This is a genomic window from Acutalibacter sp., from assembly GCF_056800975.1.
Genome location: NZ_JBQISV010000005.1, coordinates 1 through 14,749, shown reverse-complemented (window position 1 = coordinate 14,749; position 14,749 = coordinate 1). Strand labels below are relative to the sequence as shown.

The 14,749-nt window shown below is 60.3% G+C and carries 15 protein-coding genes; 10 read left to right on the top strand and 5 right to left on the bottom strand.

The features are described 5' to 3' along the window. Window positions 1–441 precede the first annotated feature (441 nt). Genes dinB through ACTO5E_RS01210 form a run of 3 tightly spaced genes read left to right on the top strand, consistent with a single transcriptional unit; the run spans window position 442 to window position 3,682 of the window. Window positions 442–1,641 (top strand): DNA polymerase IV, encoded by a 1,200-nt coding sequence (dinB, locus tag ACTO5E_RS01220; protein WP_482300853.1) that lies wholly within the window; start codon window positions 442–444, stop codon window positions 1,639–1,641. 2 nt (window positions 1,642–1,643) lie between these two features. Then, window positions 1,644–2,942 carry a putative DNA modification/repair radical SAM protein gene (locus ACTO5E_RS01215; protein ID WP_482300852.1) on the top strand — a complete coding sequence of 433 codons (1,299 nt, stop codon included), beginning with the start codon at window positions 1,644–1,646 and terminating at the stop codon, window positions 2,940–2,942. Then, window positions 2,921–3,682: a TIGR03915 family putative DNA repair protein gene (locus tag ACTO5E_RS01210; RefSeq protein ID WP_482300850.1), complete on the top strand. Its 762-nt coding sequence runs from the start codon at window positions 2,921–2,923 to the stop codon at window positions 3,680–3,682. The genes ACTO5E_RS01215 and ACTO5E_RS01210 overlap by 22 nt, the downstream gene beginning before the upstream one ends. An 886-nt stretch (window positions 3,683–4,568) precedes the next feature. Here the strand turns inward: ACTO5E_RS01210 and ACTO5E_RS01205 are convergent. The 5 genes from ACTO5E_RS01205 to ACTO5E_RS01185 all read right to left on the bottom strand — a co-directional run bounded on the left by ACTO5E_RS01205 (window position 4,569) and on the right by ACTO5E_RS01185 (window position 8,687). After that, window positions 4,569–5,117: a hypothetical protein gene (locus ACTO5E_RS01205; protein WP_482300849.1), complete on the bottom strand. Its 549-nt coding sequence runs from the start codon at window positions 5,115–5,117 to the stop codon at window positions 4,569–4,571. A 13-nt stretch (window positions 5,118–5,130) separates the two neighbouring features. Continuing rightward, on the bottom strand, window positions 5,131–5,748 hold the full coding sequence (locus ACTO5E_RS01200; protein ID WP_482300847.1) for a J domain-containing protein: 618 nt from the start codon (window positions 5,746–5,748) through the stop codon (window positions 5,131–5,133). Window positions 5,749–6,053: 305 nt separating this feature from the next. Then, window positions 6,054–6,980: a DUF5685 family protein gene (locus ACTO5E_RS01195; protein ID WP_482300846.1), complete on the bottom strand. Its 927-nt coding sequence runs from the start codon at window positions 6,978–6,980 to the stop codon at window positions 6,054–6,056. Window positions 6,981–7,102: 122 nt separating this feature from the next. After that, window positions 7,103–7,987: a diacylglycerol/lipid kinase family protein gene (locus ACTO5E_RS01190; RefSeq protein WP_482300844.1), complete on the bottom strand. Its 885-nt coding sequence runs from the start codon at window positions 7,985–7,987 to the stop codon at window positions 7,103–7,105. Window positions 7,988–8,228: 241 nt separating this feature from the next. Then, complete coding sequence (locus ACTO5E_RS01185; RefSeq protein WP_482300843.1) at window positions 8,229–8,687, bottom strand: NUDIX hydrolase; 459 nt, start codon at window positions 8,685–8,687, stop codon at window positions 8,229–8,231. Window positions 8,688–9,482: 795 nt separating this feature from the next. Between ACTO5E_RS01185 and ACTO5E_RS01180 the strand changes: the two genes are divergently transcribed. The 7 genes from ACTO5E_RS01180 (at window position 9,483) to ACTO5E_RS01150 (ending at window position 14,441) form a co-directional block, all read left to right on the top strand. After that, entirely contained in the window at window positions 9,483–10,190 is a 708-nt protein-coding gene (locus ACTO5E_RS01180) for a DUF6062 family protein (RefSeq protein WP_482300841.1), read from the top strand. Continuing rightward, window positions 10,187–10,999, top strand: a complete 813-nt coding sequence (locus ACTO5E_RS01175; RefSeq protein WP_482300839.1) for a DNA-3-methyladenine glycosylase family protein — start codon at window positions 10,187–10,189, stop codon at window positions 10,997–10,999. Before ACTO5E_RS01180 ends, ACTO5E_RS01175 begins: the two co-directional genes overlap by 4 nt. A 203-nt stretch (window positions 11,000–11,202) precedes the next feature. After that, complete coding sequence (locus ACTO5E_RS01170) at window positions 11,203–12,075, top strand: MurR/RpiR family transcriptional regulator (protein ID WP_482300837.1); 873 nt, start codon at window positions 11,203–11,205, stop codon at window positions 12,073–12,075. Continuing rightward, window positions 12,072–13,346, top strand: coding sequence for a BaiN/RdsA family NAD(P)/FAD-dependent oxidoreductase (locus tag ACTO5E_RS01165; protein WP_482300901.1), 1,275 nt, complete (start codon window positions 12,072–12,074; stop codon window positions 13,344–13,346). Before ACTO5E_RS01170 ends, ACTO5E_RS01165 begins: the two co-directional genes overlap by 4 nt. Next, a complete protein-coding gene (locus ACTO5E_RS01160) occupies window positions 13,325–13,741 on the top strand; it encodes a hypothetical protein (RefSeq protein WP_482300836.1) in 417 nt (138 codons plus the stop codon). The genes ACTO5E_RS01165 and ACTO5E_RS01160 overlap by 22 nt, the downstream gene beginning before the upstream one ends. Then, entirely contained in the window at window positions 13,738–14,310 is a 573-nt protein-coding gene (locus tag ACTO5E_RS01155) for a GNAT family N-acetyltransferase (protein WP_482300835.1), read from the top strand. The genes ACTO5E_RS01160 and ACTO5E_RS01155 overlap by 4 nt, the downstream gene beginning before the upstream one ends. Further along, window positions 14,307–14,441, top strand: coding sequence for a hypothetical protein (locus ACTO5E_RS01150; RefSeq protein WP_482300833.1), 135 nt, complete (start codon window positions 14,307–14,309; stop codon window positions 14,439–14,441). The genes ACTO5E_RS01155 and ACTO5E_RS01150 overlap by 4 nt, the downstream gene beginning before the upstream one ends. Window positions 14,442–14,749 lie beyond the last annotated feature (308 nt).

Here is a 14,749-nt window from a genome sequence, read left to right as displayed (position 1 = left end):
GCGCCTTTGGCGTGTCGGCCCTGTTTTATGTTGGAGGAGCCGTGCGAGGTCAAGCTGGGGGCCATATTGCTGGCGGTAAGTAGGGGGGGTGACAGGCTTTGGTTCTTCCTTCTGGCCAGCGAGCGCAAACGCGCGGCCTTTGCGCGGCTGGGGAAGGTTTGCGGAGCAAGCCTTCTACCCCTTGCGGAGCAAGGGGGCGAGCGTCCTGTTTGCTGCTGTATAGTTAACGCGGGGACGCTTTTTCTCCACTCTTTTTAAATATGAAATGTTATACTGATTCGCCGGGAAAATGGCACCAGTCATAGCCCCAGAAGCCACGGCTGGTTTTAGGGTGATAAAAGGGAAATATTGCCGCCTGTTATCCCCGCTCTTTTCCCTTGACAAACGCGAACGCATGTTCTATAATAAAAGCGTCATCATACAGGGAAGGAAGGGAGCTCCTTGAAAAACGGCATTCTGCATGTGGACATGAACAACTTCTACGCCTCGGTGGAGACCCTTTACGCTCCCGAGTACCGGGACGTACCTATGGCCGTGGCCGGGGACCAGGAGAGCCGCCACGGCATTATTCTGGCGAAGAACCAGCTGGCAAAGGAGAAAGGCGTGAAGACCGCAGAGCCCATCTGGCAGGCCATGCGCAAGTGCCCGGGCCTGCGGCTGCTGCCGCCCCATCACGACCGCTACGCCATGTTCTCCCGTCTGGCGAAGAAAATTTACACCAGCTACACCGACCGGGTAGAGGCCTTTAGCCTGGACGAGTGCTGGCTGGATGTATACGGCAGCGGGCGGCTGTTTGGCGACGGGCTGCAGATTGCCCAGGACATCCGCCGCCGGATCAAGGAGGAGCTGGGGCTCACCGTGTCCATTGGGGTGTCGTACAACAAGGTGTTCGCCAAGCTGGGCAGCGACTATAAAAAGCCCGACGCGGTCACGGAGTTTGGCCGGGAGGAGATGGAGAGCATCATCTGGGGCCTGCCCTGCTCAGAGCTGCTGTTTGTGGGCCCCTCTACAGAAAAGACCCTGCAAAAGTACGGCGTGCACACCATTGGCGACATTGCCCGCATGGACCGGGTTGCCCTCACCCGGCTGATGGGCCGGCGGGGAGAGACCCTGTGGCTGTACGCCAACGGGCTGGACGATTCCCCTGTGCAGAGCGCCGGGGCAGAGGAGGAGCCCAAGAGCATTGGCACCAGCACCACTCTGCCCCGGGACATCACCACGGAGGAGGATGTGCGGGCCACCCTGCTGCAGCTCTCTGAGACAGTGGGGGCCCAGCTGCGGCGGCACGGCCTGCGGGCAGGGGAGGTACAGCTCACAGTGCGCAGCGGGGATTTTCAGGAGCTGCAGCGGCAAAGGCAGCTGGCCGCGCCGGTATGCGACTCCCGGTCTCTTTATCAGGCGGCGTTGGACCTGTACCGGCGGGAGAACAAAAAGTGGCAGGTGCGGCTGCTGGGGGTGCGGGCCGGGCGGCTGACCCCAGCCTCTGGGGCCCAGCTGAGCCTGTTTGACACAGCCGGCGACCTGCGCCGCCAGGAAAAGCTGGAGGCCACTATGGACCAGGTACGGCAGCGCTTTGGCAGCGAGAGCATCCGCAGGGCGTTTGTTATGGAGAGCCGGGAAAAGGCCGGAAAGGAGGCGTGACAGTGGACCTGTTTGACAAGCTGGAAATTTTGACCGACGCGGCCAAGTATGACGTGGCCTGTACCTCCAGCGGGGTAGACCGGCCTGCGGTGCAGGGCAAGCTGGGCAGTGCGGTAAAGGCGGGCATCTGCCACAGCTTTGCCGCAGACGGCCGGTGCATCTCACTGCTGAAGGTGCTGATGAGCAACGACTGCGCCTATGACTGCACCTACTGTGTCAACCGCCGCACCACCGACAGCCGCCGGGCCAGCTTTACCCCCCAGGAGCTGTGCGAGCTGACCATTGAGTTCTACCGCCGCAACTACATTGAGGGGCTGTTTCTCTCCTCGGCAGTGGTGAAGAACCCGGATTACACCTGTGAGCTCATGCTGTCCGCAGTGAAGATGCTTCGGGAGGAGCGGGGCTTTTGGGGCTATGTGCATGTCAAGGCCATCCCTGGGGCAGACCCCCGGCTCACCGAGGAGCTGGGCCGGTATGCGGACCGGATGAGCGTGAACATTGAGCTGCCCTCTCAGCAGAGCCTGAAGCGGTTGGCCCCCCAGAAGTCCAAGGAAAAAATTCTTGCGCCCATGACCCAGATTCGGGACGGCATTCGCCAGAACAGCAAGGAAATTGTCAAATACAAGGCCGCGCCCCGGTTTGTGCCGGCGGGGCAGTCCACCCAGATGATTATTGGGGCCACGCCGGAGAGCGACCGGCAGATTCTGGCTTTGACCGAGGGGCTGTATAAAATTTACAGCTTAAAGCGGGTGTTCTTCTCCGCCTATATGCCTGTGGTGGAGGACCGGGCCCTCCCGGCCCTGCACACGCCGCCTCCCCTGCTGCGGGAGCACCGGCTGTATCAGGCGGACTGGCTGCTGCGGTTTTACGGGTTTACCGCCGGGGAGATTCTGGACGAGAAGAACCCGGACTTTAACCCCATGCTGGACCCCAAGTGCAACTGGGCGGTAAACCACCTGGAATACTTCCCTCTGGAAGTAAACACCGCCCCCTACGAGCTGCTGCTGCGGGTGCCGGGCATTGGGGTCAAGTCCGCCCAGCGCATTCGGGCGGCCCGGCGGCAGCAGCGGCTCACCTTTGAGGGGTTGAAAAAGCTGGGGGTGGTGCTTAAGCGGGCGCGGTTTTTTCTGCTGTGCGGGGGCAAAAGCATCTCGCCCCTGCCTATGGACAACCCCATAGTGATTGCCGGGGCCATCAGCGAGCGGTCGCCGGTGCAGAGGAATTTTGACGTGCCGGAGCAGCTTTCGCTGTTCGTGCCAGGAAAGGAGGACCGGGTAAAATGTCTGACGGGGCAAATATAGTCTACCGGTACGACGGCAGCTACCAGGGCTTTTTATGCTGTGTAGCCCGGTGCTGCAACGAGAGAAGGCTCCCCCAGGCCATTCAGCTTCTGGACGAGCCCCAGGGGACCTTGTTTGACGTGCGGGTGATCGACACCCAGCCCCATCTGGCCCAGCAGGTAGAGCGCTCGGTAAAGGAGCGCATCTCCCCCCAGGTGCGGGACATGCTGCGCCGGGGATATCTCACCTGCATGGAGGAGAAGGAGCTGAGGCTCATCCGTTTTCTGCTGCTGGGCTACCGGCACGGGGCAAAGGTGACAGAGCTTTCAATCAACGAGGATGTACACGCCATAGACAAGGCGCTGCTGTACCTGAAAAACGAGGCCCACTACTGTGTGGAGTTTCTGCGCTTTACGGACTGCGGCAATTTTTTGGCAGCGACTCTCACGCCCAACAACCGGGTACTGCCGGTAATTGCGGGGCATTTCACCCAGCGGTTCAACACAGAGAACTTTCTGATTTATGACAAGACCCACGGCATGGTGTTTTTGCATGAGACAGGGGCGCAATCCCGGGGGTTGTTTTTCCTGACAGACTCCTTGGAGCTGCCCGAGGCAGGGGCGGAGGAGCGGCGGTATCAGGACCTGTGGAGAAGGTTTTATGACACCATCGCGGTAGAGGGCCGCATCAACCCCCAGCTCCGCCGGGGCAACATGCCCATGCGCTACTGGCCCAACATGACCGAATTCCAGCCAGCGTGACGCTGGACCCGATTCGCGAAGCGGGCTGGCATGCCAGCCCTGCTGGTTGCAGAAGGGGAGGTTTGTGGTCGCGTTTTGTTACGGGTGCTTGCATCGGGAGTTTTTTGGGGCTGTCCAGCGTGACGCTGGACCCGGTTCGCGGGGCGCTGAGTTGGCAAAGCCAACTCATAGGCACAGCCAGCCCGGACGGGTGCGGAAGGGAAGGTGTGTGGTCACGGTTTTTTGTGGCTGCTGGCCGGTAAGCTTTTGAGGGCTTGGGGCGGCTGTGGAAAAAAGGGCACAGCCGCTGGTTTCTGTGGCTACCGGCCTGTAGGATTTTGACAGCAGGCGGTTACGGAAACAGGGCGGTACAAATTAAGGGGGCCAGACACAGCGCGAGGAGAATCGGCACGGTAGGGCGTGAGGGCGGCGCTTCCGCTTTCTCAAAGAAGCACATGCTCCGGTGTGTCAGGGGGGACAGGATGGCGCAAGTCAACATTTATGTCATTCACAGTGAAGACGTCATTTTATTGCGGGCTTTGCCGGTATTCTCACCCGAAGACGCCACATCCAGGTCACCATTCCCTTGACTGCGTCTTGAATCTGAAACCCTGCATTTTAGGGCTCGTTTGAAAAATCGAAAACACCGTCTTTTTGGCCCAAAGCAGTCGCTTTCTGCGTCGAAAATCCTCGTAATACGCAAGTATTCCTTGCGGTTTTCTCCTTGAAATCGCCTCCTTTGGACCAAAAATCCGGCATTTCCTCTATTTTCAAACAAGCCCTAATGTTGTTTCTCTTTGTTTTCAGCCGGTCGTTACATTAGACCGGCTCATTCGCCACCCCGGCAAAAGGAAAACGCCCGCAGCTCCTGCAGGCGTTTTTGATATGGAGGGGGCTCTCGGTCCGGTCAGAAATAGCGGGACATTTTGTCAAAAAAACGCCGGTAGTATTGGGTGATCAAGCCCGCCAGGACCCGGTCGTACAAAACAAATACCACATTCGCCAGCGCAAGCAGCACCGCCGGGCCCCAAGCGCCCACAAAGGGCAGGCTTGTAAACTCCTCTACCGGCACGCCCAGCATCCACACAGCCAGCATGGCCTCGGCAATGGCGGCGGCGTTGAAAATCAGCAGCTTGGCCCCCCAGAGGAGCGGCGGTTTTTTCAGCTTACTCAGCACCGCGTAAAGGACAGGATAGTATCCGAAAAACAGCAGGTAAATCAGCGCGGCCTCCCGGTCAGGGGCCAGCAGCAGGCACAGCAGCCCTGCCGCCCCATAGGCGGCAAAGCCATAGCCAAGCCCCCCGTGGGCCACAACAGGAATAAGCAGGCACCCCGCAATGGCGGGCACTGCCACTGAAGCCACAGAGACCAGCCCCTCAAACAGCATGAGCACCACGGTGAGCGCTGCCATCATGCCGCAGAGAGCCAGCTTCATGGCGCTTTTTCTGGTTTTCACCGGCAGCGCCTCCTTAGCAGCAGGGAATCAGGTCGCCGCCCATGCACTCGCAGCAGCAGTCGGCCATCAACAGGCCAGAGCACATGTCGCAGGTATTGCAGCCCCCGGTCATGTCACGGTTGGTGTTATAGCCGCCATACATGCCGCTGCGCTGGCTCATGGCCTGGTTCAGGGCCGCGCTGTACTCCCCGTTGCCCGGGTCCAGCTGACAGGCCCGGGAGAAGTGGTCCTTAGCCTCCTCCAGCCAGCCCCGGCGGTACAGCACCGAGCCCTTGAGAAAGTACCACTCCGCGTTGCGCCGGTCCGCCGGCACTCCGTTGAGCAACTGCTCCGCGTCGGCAATGCGGCCGGACATAATCAGGGCGCGGACGTCGCTGAAGCCTGAGCCGCTATTGTAGTGGACAGAGTTCTGGGCCCCGTTGTAGCCGCTATGGCCGCCGCCCTTACGCTGCAGGGTGATGCTGTCGTAGGCCTCGTTGATCTCCTTCATCTTCTCGTCGGCCAGCTCCTTCAAAGGACTGTCGGCGTACTGGTCCGGGTGGTACTTTTTCGCCAGCCTTCGGTATGCGTCCTTGATCTCCTCGTCGGTGGCTGAGCGGGACACGCCCAGTACCTGATACGGATCTGCCATCTTTACAACCCTTCCCTTTCGTGATGCAAGGTATTTGACTATGATATTATGAAAGGCCTTTCGGGCCTTGGCTTGAGTGGACTGGTGTTTGTGGGGGATGTCCATTTCGGCCAATGGAACGGGGGCTTTGCCGGGGATTGACCTCCCTGGCTGGAGGACGCTGCTCAACGTGGACCCGGTCGGGTCAGGGCAGTTGCCGGCGGCAGTCCTCCCCTTGCCCTCAGCCAAGAGGAGCGGGCTCCTCTTTTCGCCTTATACTGGCTCTGACAGCTGGGCTCATGCCGCGGGCTGCCGGGCTTTTTGGTTTATAGCTTTTGCAGGTCGCGCAGTTCCCGCCGGGACTTCTCTTTTACATGCAGAAACAGAATCTCCTTCTGCACCTGGGGCAGGCCCTTTTCCGCCACGTTCTGGATGATGGGAGCAAAATCCCCCAGTTCCAGCAGGTTCATTGCTAGCAGCAGCTGGGCGGCAGTGGCGTTCAGGGCGGCGTTGCAGGCCTCCTCCGCCCGGGTCCGGTCCTCCTCAGAGAGCTCCCTTTTCCCTTCCAGCCCCAGCCGCCGGATGAAGGGGTTAAAACGCCCTTTGCCCAGGTCCTCTCCCAGGTCGTCCGCCGCGTCCATCAAATAGACCCAGCGGCCGAGAAAGTAGCCGAACCGCTCCAAGGCCGGACGCTGCCGGGCGTTGCAGCCCTCCATGCCCGCCAGGTCCCCGAAGACAGCCTCTAGCAGCTTGGCCGTGGGCTCGGCGCAGGGGTCTACCCCGGCCTGCTCCCTTTCTGCCTGACGCTGGGCCTCCATAGCCTTTTCCGCCTCCCCTGCCAGAAACGGATACCGGACCCTGGCCTTTTTGGCCTGGGGAGCGGCAACAGTCAACAGCAAACGGCTGGGCAGAGAGGAAAAAAAGCCCCCGTCCTCCACATCGTCCCGGAGCTTATGGTAGGTGAGCAGCACACAGAGAGCCGCCGCCTTTTTATAGGCCTCGCCGGGGCTGGGCAGGTAGGTGCAGGCCTTCAGGGGGTTGCAGACACAGCGTTTGCGCTCCTCCGCCACCCCGCTGCCGGAGAGGGAGAGCGCAGCCAGGGCATAGAACGCGCAGTCATAACTCAGGGCAAACCGGGCCAGGGGGCCGTACTCCCTGCCCAGCACCCGGCAGAGCTCGCAGTAGACTGCCTTGTACTGATTGTACTCCCGTACCAGGAGCTCGGACTTATAAGGGCGGATATAACCGAACATACAGCATCCCTTTCTATGTGCTTATTTTACCGTATCTGCCGCCCGAGTTGTTGAACACAGTGTAAACAAAAGACGCTTTTTCCTTTACATTTTTGAGTTTTTTTCGGGCCAGGCCCTTTTTCTCACTGGAACAGCCGCAGAGCCCCCGGCAGCACGGAGATTCTCACATCCGTGCCGCCCCGGGCGTATTCCCCGTCTAAAGACCAGGGCATGGGCTCGGCGCAGGTGAAGGCAGCCCCGGCGGTGTGCACAAAGGTGATCAGCTCCTCGTCGGGCTTGCCCCCCATCAATGCCAGCAGAATGCGGTTGAGCTCGTGGAGGTTTTTGGGCCGCTTCACCAGGCTCAGCTCAAACTTGCCGTCGTCCGGGTCCACCTGGGCGGCGTCCAGCTTGATCACGCCCCCCAGGGAGGTGGAATTGCTCACCGAGCCAAACAGGTAGTCCCCCTCATACAGCCCTCCCTCGGCAGTCTCCACCCGCACGGCGTAGGACTTGAGGGTAGGCAGCTCCTTAATACCCTGCAGCACATAGGCCAGGTGTCCCATGGAGTTTTTCAGGCTCTGGGTGGTGGTATAGGAGGTCTGGGTAAAAGCGCCGAAGGAGGCCACATAGATGAAATGCCGGTCGTCAAAGCGGCCCATGTCAATGGGGAGGGCCTCCCCCTGGGCAATGCGCTCCGCGGCCTGGCCGGGCTCCTTGGGCAGGCCCAGAAAGCTGGCAAAGTCGTTGGTGGTGCCTGCGGGGATATAGCCCAAGGGCTGGTTCGCGCCCCCAGAGAGCAGCCGGTCCACTGTGGCGCTGAGGGTGCCGTCGCCCCCGCAGCAGACAATGGCGTCGGGCTTCTGGGCAATGGCCCGGTCCAGGGCAGCGGCGGCGTGGTCGGGAGAGACAGTGAGCTCGATAACAGGCAGGTCGCCGGTAGCGGCAAAGGCGTCGTATACAGCGTTCAGCTCCCGGAGGATGATTTGACGGCCCGCACTGGGGTTGATGAGGATGATGGCTTTCATGGGGCTCTCCTTTATATTCAGAAAAAGTTTAAGAAGCAAAAGGCGGCGGTGCGGAACGAGCCTGCGGCAAGCGCGCACCAAAGGAAGATATCAGTCGCCAACAGGGCGCAGGCGGCTTTGCACAGGGGAGCATCGGGGCTTGGCCCCCTGTGCACTGAGCTTGCGCGAGTGGGAACGCGTTCCCCTCCCCCCTCCAGGCTCATTCCACTGTCATGATTATTATGGAAAGGGGGCGCGGTCTTTACCCTTCAAAGCGGGCCTGCACCAGTTGAAAGAGCTTGGGGGTAATCGCGGGGTAGGTGACATTTTCCGGAAGAGTGGGAAATGCGTGGGTCTCGGCCATTTCGCTTTCGGGGAGGGGGCCCAGGCGGGCGATGTCGGCAAAGAACACCGCGCCATAGGCAGAGCACTGACGCTGGGGGTCCTCCTCAGGCTCCATCACCCGGTCAGAGGCCCAGTACATACACAGGGGCTCCAGGGTAAACTCCTGGGCGCCGCTCTCCTCCCACAGCTCTCTGCGGGCAGCGTCCTCGGGGGACTCGCCGGGCTCGATATGACCGCCCTGGGTTTCCCAGGTATCCCGCTCCTTATGGCGGCTGAGCAGCAGCTTTCCCCGCCAGCGGGAGAGGACCACCACATATTTATTGGGAATGCTCTCGTCCCAGTCAAAAACAATGCACTGCAAATGATTCTTAGCCATAGGATACGCCTCCAAACCAATAGTATGAGTAAATTATACCAAATCCCCCACCAAAAGTCCAGTCCAGCGTGACGCTGGACCCAATTCGCGAAGCGGGCTGGCACGCCAGCCCGGATGGGTGCGAGAGGAGCGGCTTGTGGTCGCGGTTTGTTACGGGTGCTTGCATCGGGGCTTTTTGGGGCTGCTGCTTTATTTTGTATGGCTAGCACGGGCTTTTGACTGATAAATATGTCTGGGGCCAGGATGCCCAGGGATTCAAGCCAACTCTCATGCTTCTAAATATAGGAGGAAGGATGTATATAATAATTTAGTATACGAAACCTTTGAAGGGTAGTATACTCCGACACAGCTGCTGGCGAATAGCACATTTTGAGGAGGCGGCGGAGGGCTTAGCCCCCTCTCCCATCGATTTACGCTGCCGGACTTCTACAGCGGGCAGACAGCTGTGTCCGGCAATTCATGCAGCTCCCAGTCCACAAAACCACAGGGAAAAACCGGATTTTTCTTTTCCACTGCTCTGTGGAGTGGTTTATGTTGGGAAATCCCCTGTGGAAAACTCCGTGGAAAATGTGGAGAACTCCTTGTCCTATGGGAGCCGGGGCCGTGGATAAGTTTCCCCAGACAGGAAGATTATGGTAATCGGGAGGCGGGTTTTCAACAAAAACCCCCTGTCCCCCTCTGTTTCAGACGCTGTTTTGCGAAAATATGATATGTAAAAATCCCTCCTTCCTTTTCCCCTGTTTTTGTGCTAAAATATACACAGACCCATCACACAATGCCACGGAGGTTTTTGCTATGAGAGAAGACATTTGCTCTATACCCGTCAACGAGGTTTTCGAGCCCAAAGAGGGCTGTCCCTTTTGCCGTATGCGCGACATGCTGGAGGACCGCATGGCCACCTACATCACCGGCGCTGCCATGATGGAGCCCGACGTGCGCATTGAGACCAACCGCTTGGGCTTTTGCGCCGAGCATTTCAACCAGATTCTCGCCCGGGGCAGCCGCCTCTCTGTGGCGTTGATTCTGGAAAGTCTGCTGCAGGAGGTGAAGGAGCAGGTCTTTCCCCAGGGCAAAACCCCGCTGAAAAAAATTGTCGCCGCTGTACACAGCCGGGAGGAGAACTGCTTCATCTGCCAGAACATTCAGCAGAACATGAAGCACCTGCTGGACAGCACCCTGACCCTGTGGCAGGCGGAGGAGGAATTCCGGCAGCTGTACGCCGCCCAGCCCTACATCTGTCTGCCACATTACGGGATGGTCATGGAGTCTGCCCAGAAGATGCCAAAGAAGAACTTTCCTCCCTTTGAGGCCCAGACCACCAAGCTGGCCAAAGCCTACCTGGAAGAGCTGAGCGGAGACGTCACCCACTTCTGCCGCATGTTCGACTACCGGAACGCGGGCGGGGACTGGGGCAACTCTAAGGACTCCATTGAGCGGGCGATGGAGTGGCTCACCGCCCGGCCCCCTGTGGCCCATCAGGACGCGGGGGAGAAAAACCGGTGACCCGCATCCCTGCCCTGTTCCACCCAGCCCAGACCCTGGACTGCGGCCAGGCCTTCCGCTGGCGGCAGCGGCCGGAGGACCCTGCCCAGTGGGAGGGCGCGGCCTTTGGGCAGGTCCTCACCATCAAGGAGGAGGCTGGGGAGCTGGTTCTCTCCTGCAGCCCCCAGGAGCTGGAACAGACCTGGCGCTGCTACTTTGACCTGGCTGAGGACTATGACGCGGCCCGCCGGGCATTGGCCGGGGTCCACCCGGCGCTGGGGGAAGCTGCGGCCTTTGCCCCGGGCATCCGCATTCTGCGGCAGGAGCCCTGGGAGGCGCTCTGCTCCTTCATTCTCTCCCAAAACAACCATATTGGCCGGATCAAGGGCATTCTGGGGCGGTTCTGCCAGCAGTTCGGCGAGGCCATACCCGGCACGGACTGGGCGGCGTTCCCCTCTCCGGAGCGGGTGGCGGGGCTCAGCTTGGAGGACCTGGCCCCCTTGCGCTGCGGCTACCGGGGGGCCTATGTACTGGACGCGGCCAGACAGGTGGCCGGCGGGCTGGTCGACCTGGAAAGAATTGCCCAAGAGCCTGCGGCCTTTGGGCGGGAGGAGCTGCAAAAGATCAAGGGCGTAGGGCCTAAGGTGGCTGAGTGCGCGCTGCTGTACGGCTTTCACAAAACAGAGTGCTTCCCTATGGACGTGTGGATGAAACGGGCTATGGCAGCGCTTTTGCCCGGGGTGCGGCCAGAGGGCCTGGGCCGGAACGCAGGGCTGGCCCAGCAGTACATCTTTCATTACAGCAGAATGCATCCGGAGCTGTTCCAGTAAAGGGACAGTCTTTTATGGGACTGGCGGAGGAGCCGGTTTTGCGCATTCATTTCTGAGACAGAGGCCTTTCTTCTCTGCTTCGCAGAAACGCCTGCGGAACGGAGAGGGAGGCCTTCTGATTTATTCCAAATACCCTCTTGATTTTCCCCGCGAAAAGCCGTAAAATAAAAGCAATAATGTCTTTTTCGAGGGGAGCGCGCAGCATGAACGATCAACTTTCTGAACGGATACAGGGCAGCCGCCGGGGCTTCTCCAAAAGCCAGCGGGCCATTGCCCAGTACCTGCAGGACCACCCGGAGGAGGTGGCCTTTATGACAGCCTCCCGGCTGGGGGCCACGGTGGGGGTCAGCGAGTCTACTGTGGTGCGCTTTGCCACCGAGATCGGCTACTCCGGCTACCCGGCCATGCAGCAGGCTGTGCAGGAGATGATCCGCAACAAGCTCACCAGCTTTCAGCGGTTGGAGATGACTTCCCGGAATATTCCCCCGGAAAAGCTGCTGGAGGCTGTGCTGGGGCAGGACATCGATATTCTGCGCCACACCCGGGAGGACCTGGACTCTACAGCCTTTTACCAGGCAGTGGACGCCCTGATCAGCGCCAGAAAGGTCTATGTCATGGGCGCGGGTAGCTCGCTGGCTCTGGCTACCTTTTTAGCCCACTATTTCCGGCTGATCTTTGACACGGTGCAGCTGGTGGAGGCCACCAGCGAGGCCTCGGTCTTTCAGCAGCTGGTGCGGGCCGGAGAAGGGGACGCCATCCTTGCCATCAGCTTCCCCCGGTACTCCAAAAAAGCGGCGAAGGCCTTGAAATATGCCAGCAGCCGGGGCATGACCGCCATTGCTGTCACCGACAGCCCCCAGTCGCCGTTGGCCGAGGGGGCCTCTCATCTGCTGCTGGCCCAAAGCGACATGGTCTCCTTTGTGGACTCGCTGGTAGGCCCCCTCAGCCTGCTCAACGCCCTTATTGTCACGGTAGCCATACGCAAAAAGGCAGAGGTGGTGGAGACCCTGCGGCATATCGAGTCCATCTGGGACGAGTATGGGGTGTATGAAAAGGTAGAGGAGGGAGAGGCCTGACAGACGTAATCATCACCGGCGGGGGCCCGGCAGGGCTGATGGCCGGGGGCCTGTGCGCAAGGGCGGGCCTTAACGCCATTCTCTTTGACAAAAACCGCCAGCTGGGGCGCAAGCTGCGCATCACCGGCAAGGGCCGCTGCAATGTCACCAACTGCTGCCCCCCGGAGGAGGTCATTGCCGCCGCTCATGGGGGAAAATTCCTCTACAGCGCCCTGAGCGCCTTTCCGCCCCAGAGGACGATGGATTTTTTTGAGTCCCTGGGCGTGCCCCTTAAAACCGAGCGGGGCCGCAGGGTGTTCCCCCAGTCAGACAACGCCCACCATGTCGCGGACGCGCTGGTCCGGTTCGCCGGGGGAGCGGCCTGCATTCAGGGGGAGGTCACTGAGCTTTTGATCGAGCGGGGCCGGGTTAAGGGCGTGCGGGCAGCAGGCCGGGAATACGCCGCCCCCCGGGTGCTGCTTGCCTGCGGCGGAGCCTCTTACCCGGGCACTGGGTCCGACGGGTCCGGCTTCCGGCTGGCAAGGGCAGCGGGCCACACGGTGACAGACATTGCCCCCTCGCTGGTGCCTTTGGTGGAGGAGGGAGACCTCTGCCAGCGGCTGATGGGCCTCTCTCTGCGGAATGTGGGGGTGCAGGTAACGGAGCGGGGACAGAAGAAACCGGTATATACAGAGCTGGGAGAGCTGCTGTTCACCCACTTCGGCCTGTCGGGGCCTGCCATTCTCAGCGCCTCGGCCTGCCTGCGGCCCAGGCCCAGGCACCCTATGGAGCCTGGCCGCTACACAGTACACATTGACCTGAAGCCCGGGCTGGACCAGGCAAGGCTGGACGCCCGCCTGCTGCGGGACCTGGATGAGAACAAGAACCGCCTGTTCGCCAACTCTCTGGACGGGCTGCTGCCTCAGAAGCTCATCCCCCTGGTGGTGGAACGCTCGGGGATTCCCCCGGAGACCCGGTGCCACACAGTCACAAAGGAGCAGCGCCGGGACCTGCTGGCTCTGCTGAAGGACTTCACCATAGAGGTCAAGGGCTTTCGGCCTCTGGCAGAGGCCATTGTCACCGCCGGAGGGGTGAGCCTGAAGGAGGTGGACCCCCGGACTATGGAGTCGAGGCTGGTGAAAGGGCTGTATTTTGCCGGGGAGATGCTGGACGTGGACGCGCCCACCGGGGGCTATAATCTACAGATTGCCTTTGCCACCGGGTATCTGGCGGGGACGGCTATGGTCAACAGCTGGGAGGAGGAGAGAGCATGTCAAAGGAAAAACGGCTGAACCGGGAGGACATTCTTCGGATTGTATCAGAGCTGGACTTTTTCGGCGGAGAGGACTGCTGGCTTACTTCCGGCGCGTCGCTGGTGCTTTTCGGCGTAAAGGACTCCACCCGGGATGTGGACGTGATCTGCACCCGGGCCCTGGCGGACCGGCTGGAGGCCCGGGGCGTACCCTTTCGCCGGGACGGGCTGGACAACACCCGGATATTTGCCTTCAACAGTCTGGTAGAGGTGTTGGAGGACTGGGACACCCAGGAGATCGTGGAGGAGGCCGGGCTGCGGACAGCCAGCCTTCTCAGTGTCCGGGCCCAGAAAGCGGCCCTGGGCCGGGACAAGGACCTGGCGGACATGGCTTTGATCGACGCATTTTTAGAGAGGAAGGAAGCCGGGAAGTGATACATTTGGAGACGCGGCGGCTGGTTCTGCGAGATTATACGCCGGAGGATGAGGAAGAATACTATCAGCTGAAAAGCGACGAGGGCGCTATGGGACGCTATCAGCAGGATATTATGATGCACAGCCGGGAGGAGTCGGACAGGGAATTTGCGGGCGTGCTGGCCGACGGGAAAAAGCCTGACCGCACCTTCTATTTCCTCCGGGTGGAGGAAAAGGGGACCGGGCGGCAGCTGGGCTCGGTGGGCTACACCGTGGCAGAACGCCTGCCAGTGGGCAAGCTGGTGCATGCGGGATACTTCTATTTCCCGGCCTGCTGGGGCCAGGGCTTTGGCACCGAGGCCATGAAGGAGGTCATCCGCTTTGCCTTTGAGGAGGACGGGGTGTACCGGGTCAGCACCGGGTGCCTGGCGGAGAACAAGGGCTCGGAGCGGATTATGCAGAAATGCGGCATGATCAAGGAGGCGGAACGCCCGGGCTGGACCTGGCATGAGGGGCAGATGAAGACCCGGCTGGAATACCGCCTGCTGCGGGAGGAATATGAGTGGATGAGGGGGCGTAGTCAGAAATGAAAAGGGTATTTACCGCGCTGGTCATTGCGCTGGCCGCAGTGGCCTGTGTGTACCTGAGCCGCTTTGAGTTTGCTTTCAGCCGGCCAACAGAGAACGGAGAGTACCATTTCCGGCTCAAGTTCCGCAGGTAGGGACGCTTCTCGGCCCAGCCCGCCAGCTCATTCTGTGAGCCCGGGCCGGAAATGAGGCGCAAAATATCCTTCCCCGCGCGAACGCGTCCATTTTTGCTTTCAGTACAGACGAAAGTCCCTCTTGTCATTTTTACCATAATCAGAGAGGCGCGGGCGCAGTCATTCTAGGGCTCGTTTGAAAAATCGAAAACACCGTCTTTTTGCCCAAAAGCAGTCGCTTTCTGCGTCGAAAATCCTCGTAATACGCAAGTATTACTTGCGGTTTTCTCCTTGAAATCGCCTCCTTTGGACCAAAAATCCGGCATTTC

Bases quoted from the DNA above. Each gene is read 5' to 3' on its own strand.
- ACTO5E_RS01210 (WP_482300850.1), top strand. From the start codon at position 2,921: ATGTCTGACGGGGCAAATATAGTCTACCGGTACGACGGCAGCTACCAG.
- ACTO5E_RS01200 (WP_482300847.1), bottom strand. From the start codon at position 5,748: ATGGCAGATCCGTATCAGGTACTGGGCGTGTCCCGCTCAGCCACCGAC.
- ACTO5E_RS01195 (WP_482300846.1), bottom strand. From the start codon at position 6,980: ATGTTCGGTTATATCCGCCCTTATAAGTCCGAGCTCCTGGTACGGGAG.
- ACTO5E_RS01190 (WP_482300844.1), bottom strand. From the start codon at position 7,987: ATGAAAGCCATCATCCTCATCAACCCCAGTGCGGGCCGTCAAATCATC.
- ACTO5E_RS01185 (WP_482300843.1), bottom strand. From the start codon at position 8,687: ATGGCTAAGAATCATTTGCAGTGCATTGTTTTTGACTGGGACGAGAGC.
- ACTO5E_RS01180 (WP_482300841.1), top strand. From the start codon at position 9,483: ATGAGAGAAGACATTTGCTCTATACCCGTCAACGAGGTTTTCGAGCCC.
- ACTO5E_RS01170 (WP_482300837.1), top strand. From the start codon at position 11,203: ATGAACGATCAACTTTCTGAACGGATACAGGGCAGCCGCCGGGGCTTC.
- ACTO5E_RS01160 (WP_482300836.1), top strand. From the start codon at position 13,325: ATGTCAAAGGAAAAACGGCTGAACCGGGAGGACATTCTTCGGATTGTA.
- ACTO5E_RS01150 (WP_482300833.1), top strand. From the start codon at position 14,307: ATGAAAAGGGTATTTACCGCGCTGGTCATTGCGCTGGCCGCAGTGGCC.